The 17,310-nt window shown below is 68.4% G+C and carries 16 protein-coding genes; 10 read left to right on the top strand and 6 right to left on the bottom strand.

The features are described from left to right. Positions 1 to 6: 6 nt before the first annotated feature. Entirely contained in the window at positions 7 to 966 is a 960-nt protein-coding gene (locus ABIC44_RS01730) for a histone deacetylase family protein (protein WP_354293257.1), read from the top strand. Beyond that, entirely contained in the window at positions 963 to 2,330 is a 1,368-nt protein-coding gene (locus ABIC44_RS01725) for a cryptochrome/photolyase family protein (protein ID WP_354293256.1), read from the top strand. The genes ABIC44_RS01730 and ABIC44_RS01725 overlap by 4 nt, the downstream gene beginning before the upstream one ends. 95 nt (positions 2,331 to 2,425) lie before the next feature. Here ABIC44_RS01725 and ABIC44_RS01720 read toward each other — a convergent pair whose 3' ends face one another. From ABIC44_RS01720 to ABIC44_RS01710, 3 genes are read right to left on the bottom strand one after another with little or no spacing between them, the layout of a single operon-like run. Then, the gene (locus tag ABIC44_RS01720) at positions 2,426 to 2,566 is read right to left on the bottom strand and encodes a DUF2256 domain-containing protein (RefSeq protein WP_183950758.1); all 141 of its coding nucleotides are present in this window, start codon (positions 2,564 to 2,566) and stop codon (positions 2,426 to 2,428) included. Then, on the bottom strand, positions 2,566 to 3,666 hold the full coding sequence (aroB, locus tag ABIC44_RS01715; protein WP_354293255.1) for a 3-dehydroquinate synthase: 1,101 nt from the start codon (positions 3,664 to 3,666) through the stop codon (positions 2,566 to 2,568). The genes ABIC44_RS01720 and aroB overlap by 1 nt, the downstream gene beginning before the upstream one ends. Continuing rightward, positions 3,663 to 4,205, bottom strand: a complete 543-nt coding sequence (locus ABIC44_RS01710; protein WP_307099329.1) for a shikimate kinase — start codon at positions 4,203 to 4,205, stop codon at positions 3,663 to 3,665. Before ABIC44_RS01710 ends, aroB begins: the two co-directional genes overlap by 4 nt. An 81-nt stretch (positions 4,206 to 4,286) precedes the next feature. On the opposite strand from ABIC44_RS01710, the gene ABIC44_RS01705 reads away from it, so the two are divergent. Genes ABIC44_RS01705 through ABIC44_RS01690 form a run of 4 tightly spaced genes read left to right on the top strand, consistent with a single transcriptional unit; the run spans position 4,287 to position 8,143 of the window. Beyond that, complete coding sequence (locus ABIC44_RS01705; RefSeq protein WP_307099327.1) at positions 4,287 to 4,421, top strand: hypothetical protein; 135 nt, start codon at positions 4,287 to 4,289, stop codon at positions 4,419 to 4,421. 46 nt (positions 4,422 to 4,467) lie between these two features. Further along, positions 4,468 to 6,270 (top strand): hypothetical protein, encoded by a 1,803-nt coding sequence (locus ABIC44_RS01700; protein WP_354293254.1) that lies wholly within the window; start codon positions 4,468 to 4,470, stop codon positions 6,268 to 6,270. Then, positions 6,267 to 7,181 carry a tyrosine-type recombinase/integrase gene (locus ABIC44_RS01695; protein ID WP_354293253.1) on the top strand — a complete coding sequence of 305 codons (915 nt, stop codon included), beginning with the start codon at positions 6,267 to 6,269 and terminating at the stop codon, positions 7,179 to 7,181. Before ABIC44_RS01700 ends, ABIC44_RS01695 begins: the two co-directional genes overlap by 4 nt. Before the next feature lie 11 nt (positions 7,182 to 7,192). Continuing rightward, positions 7,193 to 8,143 (top strand): acetyl-CoA carboxylase carboxyltransferase subunit alpha, encoded by a 951-nt coding sequence (locus ABIC44_RS01690; protein ID WP_309702178.1) that lies wholly within the window; start codon positions 7,193 to 7,195, stop codon positions 8,141 to 8,143. Positions 8,144 to 8,266: 123 nt separating this feature from the next. Here the strand turns inward: ABIC44_RS01690 and ABIC44_RS01685 are convergent, their stop codons facing one another. Then, positions 8,267 to 8,446: a Flp family type IVb pilin gene (locus ABIC44_RS01685; protein ID WP_354293252.1), complete on the bottom strand. Its 180-nt coding sequence runs from the start codon at positions 8,444 to 8,446 to the stop codon at positions 8,267 to 8,269. A gap of 131 nt (positions 8,447 to 8,577) precedes the next feature. After that, positions 8,578 to 8,769, bottom strand: coding sequence for a Flp family type IVb pilin (locus ABIC44_RS01680; RefSeq protein ID WP_354293251.1), 192 nt, complete (start codon positions 8,767 to 8,769; stop codon positions 8,578 to 8,580). 32 nt (positions 8,770 to 8,801) lie between these two features. Here ABIC44_RS01680 and ABIC44_RS01675 point away from each other — a divergent pair, with 32 nt between their 5' ends. Next, positions 8,802 to 9,266, top strand: coding sequence for a (deoxy)nucleoside triphosphate pyrophosphohydrolase (locus tag ABIC44_RS01675; RefSeq protein ID WP_354293250.1), 465 nt, complete (start codon positions 8,802 to 8,804; stop codon positions 9,264 to 9,266). Here the strand turns inward: ABIC44_RS01675 and ABIC44_RS01670 are convergent. Continuing rightward, complete coding sequence (locus ABIC44_RS01670) at positions 9,212 to 11,953, bottom strand: DUF5695 domain-containing protein (protein WP_354293249.1); 2,742 nt, start codon at positions 11,951 to 11,953, stop codon at positions 9,212 to 9,214. The genes ABIC44_RS01675 and ABIC44_RS01670 overlap by 55 nt on opposite strands. A 101-nt stretch (positions 11,954 to 12,054) precedes the next feature. Between ABIC44_RS01670 and ABIC44_RS01665 the strand changes: the two genes are divergently transcribed. From ABIC44_RS01665 to ABIC44_RS01655, 3 genes are read left to right on the top strand one after another with little or no spacing between them, the layout of a single operon-like run. Next, complete coding sequence (locus tag ABIC44_RS01665) at positions 12,055 to 14,430, top strand: beta-L-arabinofuranosidase domain-containing protein (protein ID WP_354293248.1); 2,376 nt, start codon at positions 12,055 to 12,057, stop codon at positions 14,428 to 14,430. A gap of 11 nt (positions 14,431 to 14,441) precedes the next feature. Then, entirely contained in the window at positions 14,442 to 15,437 is a 996-nt protein-coding gene (locus tag ABIC44_RS01660; protein ID WP_309704179.1) for an Ldh family oxidoreductase, read from the top strand. An 18-nt stretch (positions 15,438 to 15,455) separates the two neighbouring features. Next, entirely contained in the window at positions 15,456 to 17,252 is a 1,797-nt protein-coding gene (locus ABIC44_RS01655; RefSeq protein WP_354293247.1) for a DUF885 domain-containing protein, read from the top strand. Positions 17,253 to 17,310: the final 58 nt, after the last annotated feature.

Below are 17,310 nucleotides of genomic sequence, written 5' to 3'. Positions count from 1 at the left end.
GGGCGCATGATCCATGTCGTCCATCACCCGTCCTATGTGACGGAGGCCCCGGCCCGCTCCACCTATCGCTGGGGCAAGAATGGCGCGATCCGCGACCTGCTGCGCGCGAAGGGGGATGATGTCGCCTGGACAGAGCCGTCCCTGATCCCGCGCCGCTGGCTGGAGGCGGTGCATGATCCCGATTATGTCGCCGAGGTGCTGGAGGCGCGGGTGCCGCCGGACAAGACGCGGCGGATCGGCTTTCCCGTGACCGAACAGGTCGCGTTTCGGGCGCAGGCGGTGCCGGGAGGAAGCTGGACCGCGGCGATGCTGGCGCTGGAGCATGGCTTTGCCGCCAACACCGCCGGGGGCAGCCATCATGCGCTGGCGACGACGGGCGCGGGCTATTGCGTGTTCAATGACCTGGCGATCACGGCGGTGCGTCTGGTCGAGGAGGGGACGGTCGACCGCGTCGCCATCATCGACTGCGACGTGCATCAGGGCGACGGCACGGCGGCGCTGACCGCCGGGCGGCCCGATATCGTCACCTATTCGATCCATGCCGAAAAGAACTTCCCCGCGCGCAAGGCACGCTCGACGCTGGATGTCGGATTGCCCGACGGGGTGGACGATGACGGTTATCTGGCCGAGCTGGAGGCGACGCTGCGCCCGTTCCTCGCCGAGCATAGGCCGGACATTATTTTGTATCAGGCAGGCGTCGATCCCTTTGTCGACGACCGGCTGGGACGCTTGTCGCTCAGCCAGGCGGGGCTGGTCGCGCGCGAAAACCTGATCGCCGATCTGGCGCTGGCGCACGCGCTGCCGCTCGCCAGCACGGTGGGCGGCGGTTATGGCGACGACGTCATGGCCATCGCCGAGCGGCACGTCACCGCGCTCATGACGCTGGGCCAGAGATTGGGCCAGCGATTGGCGCGGCGACCGGAACGCGGGGAACCGGAACGGGATCGAAACGTAACGGCTGCATGACATCCCCGCATATTGTCTGGTTTCGCCAGGACCTCCGCCTTCACGATCAGCCCGCGCTTCTGGAGGCGGCGCAGGCGGGGCCGGTCATCCCGGTCTATATCCTGGACGATGAGACGCCCGGCGACTGGCGGATCGGCGGCGCGCAGCGTTGGTGGCTGCATCACAGCCTCACCTCGCTGGGCAAGGATCTGGAGGCGCTGGGCAGTCGCCTGATCCTGCGGCGCGGGTCGGCGGTCGCGGCGATCCGCGCGCTGGTCGAGGAGACGGGCGCCGCGCACGTCCATGCCATCCGCCATTACGAACCCTGGTGGCGCGCGGCGGAGGACGAACTAAGCGATGTGCTGACCCTGCATGACGGCAATCACCTGGCCCGCCCCGAATGCGTGACGACGGGCGGGGGCAAGCCGTTCCGCATCTATTCGGCCTTTTGGAAGGGCTTGCAGGGCCATATGCCGCCCGCCCATCCGCTCGACGCGCCCGACCGGCTGGATGCACCGGAGGCATGGCCCGAGGGCGAGGCGCTGGCCGCGTGGAAGCTGCTACCGACCAAGCCCGACTGGTCGACCGGCTTCGGCCAGGACTGGGAACCGGGCGAGGCGGCCGCGCGCGAGCGGATGGCGGATTTCGGGGCCAAGGCCTCGGCCTATGACACCGCGCGCAACATGCCGTCCGAGGAGGGAAGCTCGCGCCTGTCGCCGCATCTGCATTTCGGCGAGGTATCGCCGCGCGCGGTCTGGCACTCGCTCGACCGGCATGGCGATACCGAGACGTTCCGCAAGGAACTGGCGTGGCGCGACTTCACCGATGGCGTGGTGATGGCGCTGCCCGATTATGCCGATCGCAACGGGCGCGAGGCGTTCGATCGCCTGCCCTGGCGCACGGGCGAGGCGGCGGAGGCCGACCTCAAGGCGTGGCAGACCGGCAGGACCGGATACCCCATCGTCGATGCCGGGATGCGCCAGCTCTGGACGACCGGATGGATGCACAACCGGGTACGGATGATCGCCGCCTCCTTCCTCATCAAGCATCTGCTGATCGACTGGCGCGAAGGCGAACGCTGGTTCTGGGACTGTCTGGTCGATGCCGATTACGGTAATAATTCTGTGAACTGGCAATGGGTGGCGGGGACCGGGATCGACGCCAATATGTTCGGCCGGATCATGGCGCCGCTCAGCCAGTCGGAGAAGTTCGACGCGGGGGACTACATCCGCCAATGGGTGCCCGAATTGCGCGACCTGCCCGATGCGGTGATCCATGATCCCGAAGAAGCGGGACGGCGGCCCAAGGGCTATCCGGCCAAGATCATCGGCCACCGTGAGGGGCGCGAGCGCGCGCTGGCGGCGGGGAAGGTGGTGCGGGGATAGGGTGGGACTTGGCCTTCGACTTCGCTCAGGCTGAACGGGTCGGGCCACTCTCACCTCCGTTCAGCCTGAGCGAAGTCGAAGGCCAAGCGAAAACCTCACCGCTTCCTGCGGCAAGCATCCGAGCAATAGACGACCTGGTCCCAGTCCCGCGCCCATTTCTTGCGCCAGGTGAAGGGGCGTCCGCAGGCCGGGCAGGTCTTGCTCGGCAAATCCTGCTTGCGGACGCCATTGGGCATCAGCGCGCTTCCGTGTCCAGGAACGCCGCCACGTCGGCCAGATCGACCGTCTTGTCGAGATAGGTCCGGCCGATCCCGCGCGCCAGCAGGAAGGGCAGGGTGCCCGCCGCCATTTTCTTGTCGTGCTTCATATGCTCGACCAACGTCGCGGACGGCGCATCGATCCCGGCGGCGGCGAGGCCGTCGGGCAGGCCGACCGCGCGCAGATGCGCGGCGACCCGCTCGGCATCCTGCCCTTCGCAAATCCCCTTGCGCACCGAATAGCGGAAGGCGAGCGCGCAACCGGCTGCGACGCCCTCGCCATGCAGCAGTCGGTCGGAGAACCCGGCCTCCGCCTCCAGCGCATGGCCGAAAGTGTGGCCGAGGTTCAGGAGGGCGCGAATGCCGTTCGTCTCATGTTCGTCCGCCGCCACGATCCGCGCCTTGGCCGCGACCGAATGCGCGATGGCATGGACCCGCGCCTCCGCGTCGCCTGCCAGCAGCGCGGGGGCGTTGGCCTCGCACCATTCGAAAAAGGCGAAATCGTCGATCAGGCCATATTTGACGACCTCGGCATAACCGGCGCGCACCTGGCGCGCGGGCAGTGAGTCGAGCACGGCCGGGTCGATCAGCACCATCGCGGGCTGGTGGAACGCGCCGATCAGGTTCTTGCCCGCCGACGTGTTGATCGCGGTCTTGCCGCCGACCGACGAGTCGACCTGCGCCAGCAGCGTCGTCGGGATCTGGACGAAGCGGCAGCCGCGCTTGACGATCGAACAGGCGAAACCGACCAGATCGCCGATCACCCCGCCGCCCAGCGCGATGACATGGTCCGACCGCTCCACCCCCAGCTCGAGCAGCCGGTCGCAGACCCGCTCCAGCATCGCCCAGCTCTTGGTCTTCTCGCCCGGCGGCAGGATGATCGCCTCGCTGGCGACACCGGCATCGGTCAGCGACGCCTGGAGCTTGGCCAGGTGCGGGCGGACATTCTCGTCGGTGACGATCGCCATGGCGCGGCCGCGCGACAGCGGCGCCAGTATCTCGCCCGCGCGCGCCAGCAGTCCGGCCTCGATATGGATGGGATAGCTGCGGTCGCCCAGCGACACGGTGACGGTCTTCATCGTCCGATGGCTTTCAATATGGCGTTGACGGTGGCCTCGTGCGGGCCGCGCTTGCTGGAGACATGAATGGGGGCGAGCGCATAGATCGGATTACGGACCGCCGAGAGCTCGCGCAGCACCTTCAGCGGGTCCTTGCCGCGCAGCAGCGGGCGGGTGTCGCGCCGCCTTACCCGCTCGGCGAGCACCTCGGGGCTGGCGTTCAGCCAGATGGCGGTGGCCTGTTCCAGGATCAGCGCGCGGGTCTCGTCATTGATGAACGCGCCGCCGCCGGTCGCGATCACCTTGGGACGGCCATCGACCAGCCGCGCGATCACGCGCCGCTCGCCGTCGCGGAAATAGGGTTCGCCGAATTGTTCGAAGATTTCGGTCACGCTCATGCCGGCGGCTTGTTCGATCGCGTGGTCGGCATCGACGAAGGGCACGCGCAACCGATTCGCCAGACGGCGGCCCACGGTCGACTTGCCCACGCCCATCAGGCCGACGAGCACGATCGGTGAACCGGTCCAGCTTGCATCAACGGGGTTGTGGCTTTGCAACATTGCACTCTGCGCTATACAGCGGGCGCGCGCCCGGCAACACCGACCGGGCTTTCACGGGTCCATTATAAGGTTTTGCGTTTCATGTCCCGTATGGTCGTATCGCTTATCGTCCTGCTCGTCGTCATTGTCGGGGGGCTGTTCCTGCTCTCGGGCCGGGCGACCGAACGGCCCGTGACGCAGGTCGAAAAGGCGGTCTCGCTTGGCAACCTGCAATAAGCGTCGTCGCGCCCTCCGCCATGTGCCGAGGGCCGTCGCGCTTCTGATGGCCGGCGCGGCCGCGCTGGCCGCCGCGCAGGATCGTCCCGAATCGCTGCTCCCGCCGGGGTTCGGCCAGCCGAGCGCGCCGGGCGCCCCCCGGCCGACGCCGCGTGGCACCGCGACGCCCCGCGCCACGCCGCGTCCGGTCGCGAGCGGGACGCCCGTCGCGGTGCCGTCGCCCGCGCCGACTCCGGCCCAGGCCGACCCGGTCGGCGCGCTGATCGAATCGCTGTCGACCCCGGTTCCGACCCCCATGCCGTCCCCTTCGCCGACCCCGGCGATGGATGCGCGGACGCTGGCCGAATATGAGCTGCCCGCTTCGTCGCGCCGGTCGCTGGCGCTGGTCGGGCCCGCCGGACCGCGCGAGGGCGCAATGGGGCCGGAAATCTTCGCCGGGGCCGATGGCCGCGTCGCCGAGACGCTGATGCGGCGGCTTTCCGCCCCGCTGCCGTCGCGTTGGATGTCGATCCTGCTCCGCCGGACGCTGGCCGCGCAGCTGACGACCCCGAATGGTGTGAACGGCGCGGATTTCGCCGCCGAACGCGCCTGGCTGTTGCTGCGCATGGGCGAGGCGCAGGTCGCGCGCGCGGTCGTCCAGTCGGTCGATACGGCCAATTATACACCCAAACTCTATCAGGTCGCGATCAACGCGCTGCTGGCGTCCAGCGATCCGGCCGGGCTCTGTCCGCTGGCGGATCGCGGTGCGGCGGTGACCGGGCTGGTCGGATACCGTGTCGCGCAGGGCATGTGCGCCGCGCTGGCGGGCGATGCCGCGCGTGGCAGCGCGATCGTTCGGCAGGTCCGGCGACAGCGCGCCGCCGACGATTTCGACCTGAAGCTGGCCGAAAAGCTGATCGGGTCGGGCGGCAATGGTCGCCGGGCGGTGACGATCGAGTGGAGCGGCGCGGACCGGCTGACGACCTGGCGCTTCGGCCTGTCGACCGCGACCGGCGTGTCGATCCCCGAAGACTATCTGTCCTATGTCGGCCCGCAGGTGCGCGGCTGGCTGGCGACATCGCCTGCCGTGCCGGCGACCGAGCGCGCGAGCGTGGTCGATCAGGCGGCGGCGATGGGCGTGCTCTCCAACGTCGCGCTGGTCGATTTCTATGCGGCGCTGGCTGATAACGACCAGGCCAGCCGCGCCCAGGGCGCGATCGCCGACGATCTGCGCAATGCCTATGCCGCCGGGGATGCGGGGGCGCGGTTGAGCGCGATCCGTTCGCTCTGGGGGGACGGCGCGCGCACGCCTTATGGCCGGTTGATCCTGACCGCACGGGCGGCGGCCCGGTTGCCGGTGGTGGACGATGGCGAGGAGGCGGACCGGCTGGTCGCCTCGATGCTGTCCGCCGGACTGGATCGCAGCGCGGCGCGCTGGCACGGCGCGGTCAAGCAGGGCGGCGATGGCTGGGCGATGATCGAGCTGACCGATCCCGAGCAGCAGGGACAGGTCCCGTACGACCGCATCACGGGCTATGCGGGCACGGGCGGCGACACGCGGTTGAAGCAGCGGCTGTTCTTCGCGGCGATGGCCGGGCTCGGCCGCCTGTCCGCCGCCGATATGGAGCGCGGGGCCGAAGCCTTCGACGTCCGCATCGGCCAGCGCAATCCCTGGACCGAGGCGCTGGAACAGGCGGTGGCCGACGGGCAGACCGGCATGGTCGTCCTGCTCTGCGCGATCGGTATGCAGACCGGCAGCTGGAGCGGCGTGCCGCCCCAGGCGCTGTACCGCATGGTCGAGGCGCTGCGCAGCGTCGGGCTGGACGGCGAGGCGCGGATGATCGCGGCGGAGGCGATCGCGCGGGCATGAGCGCCACCGACCCCGTCCTGACCGACCGGGCGCTGATCGACCGTTTCCTGGAGATGATGGCGGCGGAGGCGGGGGCGGCGGGCAACACCGTCGCAGCCTATCGCTCCGACCTGCGGCTGGCGGGCGAGGCGATCGGCGGGCTGGCCGAGGCGGATGAGGCGGCGCTGCGGCGGTTGGCGGACGGCTGGTGCGATCTGGCCAACGCCACCGTGGCGCGCAAGGCGGCGGCGCTGCGCCGTTTCTATGCCTTTCTGTACGAAGAGGGGATGCGCGGGGACGACCCTTCCTCGGTGCTGCCGCGTCCGGGCCAGCGGCGCGCGCTCCCCAAGATCCTGAGCCATGCCGATATCGACCGGCTGTTCGCCGCGATCGGCGAGCGTGTGACGGCCGCGCATCCGGCCCCCGCCGACCTGCGGCTCGCGGCCTTGATCGAGCTGCTCTACGGCTCCGGCCTGCGGGCGAGCGAACTGGTCGCGCTGCCCCGCAACGCCATCCATCCCGACCGGCCGTTCCTGATCCTGCGCGGCAAGGGCGGGGTCGAGCGGATGGTGCCGATCTCCGATCGCGCGCGCGCGGCGGTGGCCGCGTGGCGCGCGCATGTCCCGGCGGACAAGCCTTGGCTGTTTCCCGGCGGCAAGAAGCACCTCTCGCGCATCCGCCTTTATCAACTGGTCAAGGCGCTGGCGGCGGAGGCGGGCATCCCGCCCGACCGGGTGAGCCCGCATGTCCTGCGCCATGCCTTTGCCACCCATTTGCTGGGCGGGGGCGCCGATCTGCGCGCGGTGCAGGCGATGCTGGGCCATGCCGACATCGCGACGACCGAAATCTACACCCATGTCGAGGCGGGTCGGCTGGTCGAACTGGTCAACACCCGCCACCCGCTCGTTGATTTTCGGGACAAGCGCCCTTAGGCGGTAGCGCCATGTCAACGAGCTTCCTCGATTTCGAGAAACCCATTGCCGAGCTTCAGAGCCGGATCGACGAACTGCGCGACACGACCGCCGAAGGGACGGTCGATATCGGCGCGGAGATCGCCAAGCTTCAGGCCAAGTCGGACAAGCTGCTGCGCGATACCTTCGCCAGGCTGACCCCGTGGCAGAAGACCCAGGTCGCCCGGCATCCGCAGCGTCCGCATTTCAAACATTATGTCGCCGGGCTGTTCGACGAGTTCGTGCCGCTGGCGGGCGACCGTGCCTTTGGCGACGACCAGGCGATCATGGGCGGCTTCGCGCAGTTTCGCGGCCAGCGCGTGATGGTGCTGGGCCATGAAAAGGGCGAGGACACCGCCAGCCGCCTGCGCCACAATTTCGGCATGGGCAAGCCCGAGGGCTATCGCAAGGCGATTCGCCTGGTCGAGCTGGCCGATCGTTTCGGCCTGCCGATCGTGACGCTGGTCGACACCTCGGGCGCCTTTCCCGGCATCCAGGCCGAAGAGCGCGGCCAGGCGGAAGCCATTGCCCGTTCGACCGAGGCCTGCCTGGCGGCGGGCGTGCCGGTCGTCTCGGCGATCGTCGGCGAGGGCGGCTCGGGCGGCGCGGTGGCGCTGGCGGCGGGCAACCGGGTGCTGATGTTCGAGCATGCCGTCTATTCGGTGATCAGCCCGGAGGGCTGCGCCTCGATCCTGTGGCGCACCGCCGACAAGGCATCCGAGGCGGCCGAGGCGATGCGTGTGACCGCGCAGGACCTGAAGGGCTTTGGCGTGATCGACACGATCGTGGCCGAGCCGGTCGGTGGCGCGCATCGCGATCCGGCGGGGGCGATCGCCAATCTGGGCGATGCGGTCGAGAAGGCGCTGGGCGAGCTGGGCGGCCTGGGCCGCGACGAACTGAAGCGCGGTCGTGCCGCCAAGTTCCTGGCGATGGGGCGGCTCTAATCGGCGTCGGCCGCCTGGACGGCCGGGTCTGAAACGAAAAGGGTCGGCGACCGCATCCCGCAGTCGCCGACCCTTTTCTCGTATCCGGCGAGCGACCTATTCGTCCCTTGCCGGGTCCGTTCATCAATTGGCGCTGGACGCACCGTTGAGGCGGGTCGAGATGTTGGTGAAGGTGTTGTGCAGGCTGTTGCCGAGCGTCTGCATCGCACCGATCGCTGCGACCGCGATCAGGGCAGCGATAAGGCCATATTCGATCGCCGTCGCGCCCTTGCTGTCCTTCATCATCTTGCGGATCGTCTTCATTCCGGGCTCCATTCCTTTGAACACCGTGTTGACCAGTCACAGTCTGAGCCGGAGGGCCGGATCAGCTGGTTATTCATAGGCTTGTATTCATTGAAGAATCTTTAATTCGCGGGTTTCCGGCCGAGCGCGGATCAGGTCGCGTCGGTCAGGCTCGTACTGATCCGGTCGAACACGGCCTGAAGGTCCACGCCGATCTGCGACAGGGCCGCGACGATGGCCAGCATGACACAGGCTATGATCAACGCATATTCGACGGCGGTCGCGCCGCGATGGTCCACCGCGATTTCGCGTGCCAGGGTGGGGATCGGGCCGAGCGCTTTCATCGATCCCATGGCGTAACGAGGAAAGGTTAATAATGTCTGTCGAACCCATGGCCCGCCCGCTCTTTCCGGTCGTCGCCGCGGCGCTGGTCGACGGCGAGGGGCGGGTGCTGTTGCAGCAGCGTCCGGCGGGCAAGACGCTGGCCGGGCTGTGGGAATTTCCGGGCGGCAAGCTGGAGCCGGGCGAAAGCGCCGAAGAGGCGCTGGTCCGTGAACTCCATGAGGAACTGGCGATCGCCGTCGATCCCGCCGCGCTGGAGCCCGCGGGCTTCGCGACCGAGATATTGCCCGACCGGCATCTCCTGCTGCTGCTCTATGTAATCCGGCGCTGGTCGGGCGAGCCCGTCGCGCTGGAGGCGGACGGGCTGGTGTGGCGCATGCCGGAGGCGATGGACACGTTGCCCATGCCCCCGGCGGACGGCCCGCTGGTGCGTCAGTTGCGCGCTTATCTGGGCGAGAGGCCGACCTCGGTCGGCCCGGCGGCCAACGGCACCGAATAGCCGCCGCGCTCCATCACCCCCCGATCGGGCGTATAGGCGCGGCCGCCGGTCGTCGTGGTCTCGACGAACAGCCGGGCCTGCGGCGTGTCGGCCCTGGCGGGATCGAGGATCAGCCGCACCGTGCCGGTGGCGGGGGTGTAGCGCACCTCGGCGATCTTGCCCGCCTCCAGCGTCAGCCAGAGCCCAGCGGGCGCGACGAACAACCGGCTACGCGCGCCGTCCTTCGGCACGACGCGGATCGTCCCCTCCGCCTCCGACAGGTTGCCGCCATAGGACAGCCAGCCCAGCCGGGGATCGTTCACCACATAGGTGGCGGCGGCATAGGCATGGCCGAAAAAGCCCATGCCATAATCCCCGCTATATGGATCCCACTCCATCCGGTCGGGCCAGCTGTGGAAGGCGGCGGAGGAGGATCCGTCCTGGCCGATATTGGTGATCCCGCCCATCAACCCGCCATAGGCGACGCGCAGCAGATGCAGGTCGGCCGGGTTGCGCCGGAACGAATCGAACAGCGGGATGGCGTTCAGCGTCGATCCGTAATGATGGATTTGCCGCTCCAGCCGGGGATATTTGCCGCCATAGAGGAAATCCCAATAGCGCCGGGCATTGCCGTTATAGCCCCAGCTGGGGATGGACGGGTCATAGCCCAATATGACTTCGCGCGTGACGTCGGCCTGCGGGCCATAGCCGAAATAGCGCATCCAGGCATAGACCTCGGCCTGGCCGGTCGAGTCCCACGCCATCTCGCTGCCAAAGGGATAGCGAAGCGTCCGCCAATGGTCCGCACGGCTCTTCATCAGCGCCTCCACCTCTGCGGCCTGGGCAGTCCAGCCCTCGCGCTTCAGATCGGTCAGGATGTCGACGAAGACGTCGCCTTCCATCAGGCCGTATTGCGCATAATGCGGCGCGTCTCGCATCATCGCGGTGATGGTGCGATAGGCATGGTCGAGATACCAGCGCCAGTCATGCACCCGCGTCATCCCCGGATGGTTGCGCGCGATCCGGTAGAGCGCCCAATGCCCCGCCGCGACATGCGGGTAATTATAGGCGCGACCCAGATCGTCCGCCTGATCCTTCTTCCACGAGGTCCAGCTCTGCCAGTCCTTGGCGGGTTGATAGAGCGAGGGGAAGGCGGCCGGGTCGTAATAGAACAGGCTCTTCTTCACACCGCCCGCATGCGGGCCGTCGGCGACCTGTAGGCGGCCGACCACCGTCTTGTCGACCAGTTCCTCGATCCGGGCGAGTTCGGTCGCGTCGGGATTGTCGAGCTGCTTCATGACGGCGGCGACCCAGCTGCCCGCGCCGCCCTCGTCGCTCATCCCCGAAATCCACACGCGCGGATCGGCGGTGACGATGCGATCCGCCTCGCGGTCATAGGTCAGGATGGCGGGCGACCGGCCGAAGGGATCGTCCTTGCCCTCAAACCATTGCCGCGTCGTCGCGAAGTGGCCGAGATCGGCCATGGTCCGCTCGAGCGGCTTGGTGACGAAATAGGGAATGGTCTGCACCTGGCCGTCGGCATAGGTCAGCGACAGCCGCGCACGGCCCCATTGCCGCCCGCGCACCGACAGCTTCTCCCAGCCGGGCTTGCCCGCCGCCCGCGTCACCTCCAGCGCACCCGCCGGATAGCTCTCGATCCCGGTGATGGGCGAGGGGGCCCGGACGAACAGCGATGCGTCGAGGTCGCTCGGCACGACATAGCCCGGCACGCCGACGACGACCGGCCGCTTCTGCGCGATCAGGGTCGGCTCGATCCCCCGGATGCTGGGCGCGGCGACGAAGCGAAGGCCGATCCGGCGGCTCTCGCCGGGGGCGAGGCGGATGCTGGTCGGCGCGTTCCAAGGCGCGCCCGCCTTGGTCCAGTCGGTCTGCGCATAGGCGGCGCTGGCGACCGTCCAGTCGTAAAAGCCCTCCGACGTCTGGGCGCGCGGGCTCGCCTCGGCGATCACCGCCTTGCCGCCGGTCTCGCGGACCGTGGGGATCGGGACATAGGCCTCCAGCGGCGTCGCGGCCTGGGGCAGGACCAGCAGCGCGGGGCCCGCGCCGTTCAGCCGCGTCACCTGCACATAGCCCGCGTCGCGCCCGATATAGGGATCGGCGAAGCTCGCCTGGGTATGCGCCTGTTCGAGCGTGCGGTCGGAGATGATGTTGTCGAACACCATCGGCAGGCCCAGCCCGCCAATCTCCACCGTCTGGCCGCTGGTGTTGGTCAGCGTGAAGGCCAGTCCGGGGGCGCCCGCCGCGTTCGTCCATTCGCGCACGATGCGCAGCGGCAGTCCGGGGCCCATCGTCGCGGTCATGTCCGCCGCCGCCAGCACGCCGCCCTTGGCAGGCAGGGCGCGGACCGGCACGCGCTGCTTCGAGGAGGAGAAATCCTGCCACGGCCCGGTGCCGGTACGGACCCGCAGGTGCAGGTCGCCCAGATGGTTGTACCCATTGCCGCTCCGCTCCCGCGACCGACCGACCGGCAGGAAGTCGAAAGCGGGATCGGCGAGCGGCGACAGGCTGCGCGCGGTCTGGCTGGCCGGATCGAGGCGCAGGCGAAACGCGCCGACGCGAATCGCCGGGGCGGAGGCTGCGGCCGCCTTGGGTCCGGTCGCGCCGGGCACGGCCTTTTGGGCCGGAACCGCCGCGACGGACAGCAGGGCCAGTGTCACGGGGAACAGGCGGAACGGAGAACGACGCATCGAGAACCCTTTCATCGGGTGTCGCTTCGCCGGTTATGGCAACGCGATTGACCCTGTCTCCAACGAACGCTAACGGTATACGGTATTTTGTGGAGAGCAAGATGGTACGGGCAAGCAGGCGCGAATGGATGCGGGGAGCGGCCACCGCCGCCTTGATTGGAGCGGCGCCCCGCGCGATCGCGGCGTCGGCTTCGCGACTTCCCGCCAAGGCCGAACCCCTGCCGCTGAACGCCGTTCGCCTGCGCCCGTCCATCTATGCGAACGCGGTCGAGACCAACCGGCGCTATCTCTATCGGCTCGATCCCGACCGGCTGCTCCACAATTTCCGCCTCTATGCCGGTCTGAAGCCCAAGGCGGAGATCTATGGCGGCTGGGAAAGCGACACGATCGCGGGCCATACGCTGGGCCATTACATGTCGGCGCTGGTGCTGACCTGGCAGCAGACCGGCGATACCGAGATGCGGCGGCGCGCCGACTATATCGTCGCCGAACTGGCCGAGGCCCAGGCCAAGCGCGGCAATGGCTATGTCGGCGGGCTGGGACGCAAGCGCCCCGACGGCACCATCGTCGATGGCGAGGAGATCTTCCCCGAGATCATGGCGGGCAAGATCAAGTCGGGCGGGTTCGACCTCAACGGGTCCTGGTCGCCGCTCTACACGGTTCACAAGCTGTTCGCCGGGCTGCTCGACATCCATGGCGGCTGGGGCAATGCGCAGGCGCTGTCGGTCGCGGTTGCGCTGGGCGGCTATTTCGCCCGCGTCTTCGCCGCGCTGGACGATGCGCGGCTGCAGGAAGTGCTGGGCTGCGAATATGGCGGGCTGAACGAGAGCTTCGCCGAACTCTATCAGCGGACCGGCGACCGCCAGTGGCTGGCGCTGGCCGAGCGCATCTATGACCGCAAGGTGCTCGACCCGCTGGTGGCGGGGAAGGACCAGCTCGCCAATTTCCACGCCAATACCCAGGTGCCCAAGCTGATCGGCCTGGCGCGGATCCACGAGATCACCGGCAATCCCGCACCGGCGGCGGGCGCGCGCTTCTTCTGGGACACGGTGACGCAGCATCACAGCTATGTCATCGGCGGCAATGCGGACCGCGAATATTTCTCGGAGCCCGACACGATCGCGCGGCACATCACCGAGCAGACGTGCGAGCACTGCAACACCTACAACATGCTCAAGCTGACCCGGCACCTCTATGGCTGGCAGCCCCAGGCGGCGCTGTTCGACTTCTATGAACGCGCGCATCTGAACCATGTCATGGCGGCGCAGAATCCGGAGGATGGCGGCTTCACCTATATGACGCCGCTGATGACCGGCATGGCGCGCGAATTCTCGACGCCCAAGGACGACGCCTTCTGGTGCTGCGTCGGCTCGGGGATGGAGTCGCATGCCAAGCATGGCGAGTCGATCTTCTGGCAGGGCGGGGACGCGCTGCTCGTGAACCTCTATATCCCGGCCGAGGCGCGGTGGGAGCGGCGCGGGGCGACCGTCACGCTCGACACCGCCTATCCGATGGAGGGGCAGGCGACGTTGCGCTTCACCCGTCTCGATCGCGCCGGACGCTTTCCGGTGGCGCTGCGGGTGCCCGGCTGGACGCAGGGCCAGGCGGTGGTGGAGGTCAACGGCCAGCCGGTCGAGCCGGTGTTCGACCGCGGCTATGCGGTGGTCGAGCGGCGGTGGAAGGCGGGCGACAGCGTCGCCATCCGCCTGCCGCTGGAATTGCGGGTCGAACCGACGCCGGGCGACGACAGCGTGGTCGCGGTGGTGCGCGGGCCGATGGTGATTGCGGCCGATCTGGGGTCGGTCGAGACGCCGTGGAACTCGCCCGACCCCGCCATGGTCGGCGCGCATCCGCTGGCCGCCTTCACCCCGGCCGAGGGTGCACCGGGGCGCTATGCGACGCGCGGCGTGTTCCGCCCGGCGGATCTCAGCTTCGTCCCCTTCTTCAGCCAATATGATCGCCGCAGCGCGGTCTATTTCAAGCGCTTCACCGAAGCGGGATGGAAGGCGGAGGAGGCGGCCTTCCTCGCCGACCAGGCACGCGCCCGCGACATCGCCGCACGCTCGGTCGACGTGATGCATCTGGGCGAGATGCAACCCGAGCGCGATCATGGGCTTACCTCGGAAATTTCCTATCCCGTCTCCTATCGCGGGCGGCAGGGGCGCGATGCGCGGTCGGGCGGCTATATCGAGTTCAGCATGGCGGTGCGTCCCGGCCCGCTGGTGCTCCAGGCGACCTATTGGGGCGACGAGCGCAAGCGTGACTTCGACATTCTGGTCGACAATGTGAAGGTCGCCACCCAGCATCTGGAAAGCGACAAGCCGGGTCAGTTCTTCGACGTCGAATATCCGCTTCCGCTAGGGGTGACGGCGGGCAAGAAGAGCGTGCGCATCCGCATCGTCCCGCATGACCGCAGCACGGCGGGGCCGATCTTCGGCATGCGCCTGTTCACCGCGAAGAAGGGCGTGACCGCGTGACCGGCATCCGCATGACGCTGGCGGAGTTGCGGTCGCTCGCGCGGGCCAAGCTGCTGGGCGCGGGGCTCGCCCCCGCCCATGCCGAAGCGGTGGCCGAGACGATGGTCGCGGGCGAGCGCGACGGATGCGCGTCGCATGGCATTTATCGCCTGCTGGTCGCCGTCTCCAGCATCAACAAGGGCGTCGTCGTGCCCGACGCCGAACCCGTCCTGTCGCATCCGGCGCATGCGCTGGTCCGCGTCGATGGCGGCGGCGGCTTTGCCCAGCTGGCGTTCCAGACCGGCAAGCCCGCGCTGATCGAAAAGGCGCGCAGGAACGGCATCGCCGCGTTGGCGCTCAACAATGTCGTGCATTTCGCCGCGCTCTGGCCCGAGGTCGAGGAACTGGCCGAGGCAGGGCTGGTCGCGCTGGCCTTCACCCCCAGCCATGCCTGGGTCGCGCCGTCGGGCGGGGCCGAGCCGGTGTTCGGGACCAATCCGATCGCGTTCGGCTGGCCGCGCCCCGATGGCCCGCCCTTCGTCTTCGACTTCGCCACCAGCATGGTCGCGCGCGGCGAGATCGAGCTTCATCGCCGCGCGGGCAAGGCGGTGCCCGACGACTGGGGCGTCGATGCGGAGGGACGGCCCACCACCGATCCCGCCGCGATCCTGTCGGGCGCGATGCGGACCTTTGGCGGGCATAAGGGATCGGCGCTGGCGGCGATGGTCGAGCTGCTCGCCGGGCCGCTGATCGGCGACATGACCAGCCGCGAGTCGATCGACGTCGATGCCGGGCGCGGCGGATCTCCGCTGGGTGGCGAATTGATTATCGCGATCGATCCCAAGGGGTTCCTGGGCGATCTTCTGCCCGAACATCAGGCGCGGGCGGAGGCGATGTTCGCCGCGATCACGGGGCAGGGGGCGCGGCTGCCCTCGGCCCGGCGCTATGCGGCGCGGGCGGTGTCGCTGGCGGAGGGCGTGGTGATCCCCGCCGATCTGCACCGCGACGTCACGGCACTGAATGGTTGAAGCAGGAAGGGTATGAGCATGACGAACCGGATCGCACCGCTTCTGGCGGGAATGGCCCTTCTCTGCGTACCGGGGGCCGCGGAGGCGAAGGCGCCGACGGCGCAGCCGCGTGGCAAAGCGGCGACGGCGACGCGTGCGGCGGACGCCCGCTTCCGTGCCTTGTCCGAGGCGGAGTATAAATGGCGGGTCAGCCAGAACGCCGCCGACGAGGATAGCGGCAGCGCCGGATCGCGTCAGCTGCCTGATGTCGGTCCGGTGGCGCAGGCGGCGCGGCTGGCCCGTTGGGAGGCGACCGCCAAGGCGCTGGACGGCATCGATATCAACGCCTTGTCGCCCGATGTTCGCACCGATTACATGGTCTATCGCGGCCAGATCGATGCCCTGCTCGCCGCCCAGCGCTTCCGGGAATATGAGAGGCCGCTGAACGCCGATACCAGCTTCTGGGGCAATCTCGCGAGCTGGGCGCGGGGCAGCTTCACCAAGGAAAGCCAGTATCGCGACTATATCGCGATGCTCCACCAGATGCCGCGCTATTACGACCAGCAGATCGGCAATATGCGCGCCGGACTGGCGCGGGGCTTCACCCCGCCGCGCGTCACGCTGAAGGGGCGCGATATCGGTGTCGCGCAGGTGGTCGATGCCGGCTTGGGCGAGGAGCAGCCCTTCTACGCACCGTTCCGCACCATGCCCGCCGCCATGGCGCCCGCCACCGTCGCGGCGCTGCGGGCCGAGGCGAGGGCGGCGATCCGCGACGATGTCCTGCCCGCGCATGTCAAGCTGCTCGCCTTCCTGCGCAACGACTATATGCCGGGCGGGCAGGCCAGCACGGCGGCCTATGACCTGCCCGAGGGCAAGGCCTATTACCGGTCGAAGATCCGCGAATATGTGACCGCCGACATGACCCCCGAACAGATCCATGCCATCGGCCTGTCGGAGATCAAGCGCATCCGCGCGCGGATGGACGATGTGATGCGCGAGGTGAAGTTCACGGGTGATTTCCCCGCCTTCCTGACCTTCCTGCGCACCGATCCGCAATTCTATGCCAAGACGCCGCAGGAACTGCTCGACCGCGCGGCCTGGTTCGCCAAGAGCTTCGACGGCATCGCCGCCGACTGGTTCGGCCGCCTGCCGCGCAGCCGGTTCGCGATCAAGCCGGTGCCCGCCGATCTCGCGCCCTTCTATACCGCCGGGCGCGGCGGTCCGGGCATCTATCTGGTCAACACCTATGATCTGCCGTCGCGTTCGCTCTATGCGCTGCCCGCGCTGACGCTGCATGAAAGCGCGCCCGGCCATGCCTTCCAGATGCCGCTGGCCGCCGAGAACAAGGATCTGCCCGCCTTCCGCCGCGACAGCTATCTGTCGGCCTATGGCGAGGGCTGGGCGCTCTATTGCGAGGCGCTGGGCGAGGATATGGGCTTCTACAAGACGCCCTATGATCGGTTCGGCATGCTGTCCTATCAGGCCTGGCGCGCCGCGCGGCTGGTGGTCGATACCGGCATCCATGCCATGGGATGGAGCCGCGAGCAGGCCCAGGCCTATCTCCACGACAATACCGCGCTGTCGGATCACGAGATCGAGACCGAGGTCGACCGCTATATCGCATGGCCGGGCCAGGCGCTGTCCTATTATATGGGGCAGCTCGCCTTCCAGAAGGCGCGGGCCAAGGCGGAGAAGGCGCTGGGGCCGAAGTTCAACATCCGCGCCTGGCACGATGCGATGCTGCAACTGGGCTATGTCCCCTTGCCCGTCATCGCGCAGCGCACCGATCAGTTCATCGCGGAGGGCGGCAAGGGCCCCTATCCCGATGAGGAATGATCGCGATTGACCTGCGATGATCGATTTGCTAAAAAGTATACGGTATCTAAATATAAAC

Source organism: Sphingomonas sp. 1185 (genome assembly GCF_040544655.1).
Classification (GTDB): domain Bacteria; phylum Pseudomonadota; class Alphaproteobacteria; order Sphingomonadales; family Sphingomonadaceae; genus Sphingomonas.
The sequence above is the reverse complement of the archived record's forward strand: the minus strand, read 5'-3'. Positions and strand labels throughout refer to the sequence as shown.

Coding starts and splice junctions, on each gene's coding strand:
- ABIC44_RS01685 (WP_354293252.1), bottom strand. CDS start 8,446: ATGAAGACGATCCGCAAGATGATGAAGGACAGCAAGGGCGCGACGGCG.
- ABIC44_RS01710 (WP_307099329.1), bottom strand. CDS start 4,205: ATGTTGCAAAGCCACAACCCCGTTGATGCAAGCTGGACCGGTTCACCG.
- ABIC44_RS01670 (WP_354293249.1), bottom strand. CDS start 11,953: ATGCGTCGTTCTCCGTTCCGCCTGTTCCCCGTGACACTGGCCCTGCTG.
- ABIC44_RS01720 (WP_183950758.1), bottom strand. CDS start 2,566: ATGCCCAATGGCGTCCGCAAGCAGGATTTGCCGAGCAAGACCTGCCCG.
- ABIC44_RS01705 (WP_307099327.1), top strand. CDS start 4,287: ATGTCCCGTATGGTCGTATCGCTTATCGTCCTGCTCGTCGTCATTGTC.
- ABIC44_RS01730 (WP_354293257.1), top strand. CDS start 7: ATGATCCATGTCGTCCATCACCCGTCCTATGTGACGGAGGCCCCGGCC.
- ABIC44_RS01665 (WP_354293248.1), top strand. CDS start 12,055: ATGGTACGGGCAAGCAGGCGCGAATGGATGCGGGGAGCGGCCACCGCC.
- ABIC44_RS01700 (WP_354293254.1), top strand. CDS start 4,468: ATGGCCGGCGCGGCCGCGCTGGCCGCCGCGCAGGATCGTCCCGAATCG.
- ABIC44_RS01675 (WP_354293250.1), top strand. CDS start 8,802: ATGTCTGTCGAACCCATGGCCCGCCCGCTCTTTCCGGTCGTCGCCGCG.
- ABIC44_RS01660 (WP_309704179.1), top strand. CDS start 14,442: ATGACGCTGGCGGAGTTGCGGTCGCTCGCGCGGGCCAAGCTGCTGGGC.
- ABIC44_RS01695 (WP_354293253.1), top strand. CDS start 6,267: ATGAGCGCCACCGACCCCGTCCTGACCGACCGGGCGCTGATCGACCGT.
- aroB (WP_354293255.1), bottom strand. CDS start 3,666: ATGAAGACCGTCACCGTGTCGCTGGGCGACCGCAGCTATCCCATCCAT.
- ABIC44_RS01690 (WP_309702178.1), top strand. CDS start 7,193: ATGTCAACGAGCTTCCTCGATTTCGAGAAACCCATTGCCGAGCTTCAG.
- ABIC44_RS01680 (WP_354293251.1), bottom strand. CDS start 8,769: ATGAAAGCGCTCGGCCCGATCCCCACCCTGGCACGCGAAATCGCGGTG.
- ABIC44_RS01655 (WP_354293247.1), top strand. CDS start 15,456: ATGACGAACCGGATCGCACCGCTTCTGGCGGGAATGGCCCTTCTCTGC.
- ABIC44_RS01725 (WP_354293256.1), top strand. CDS start 963: ATGACATCCCCGCATATTGTCTGGTTTCGCCAGGACCTCCGCCTTCAC.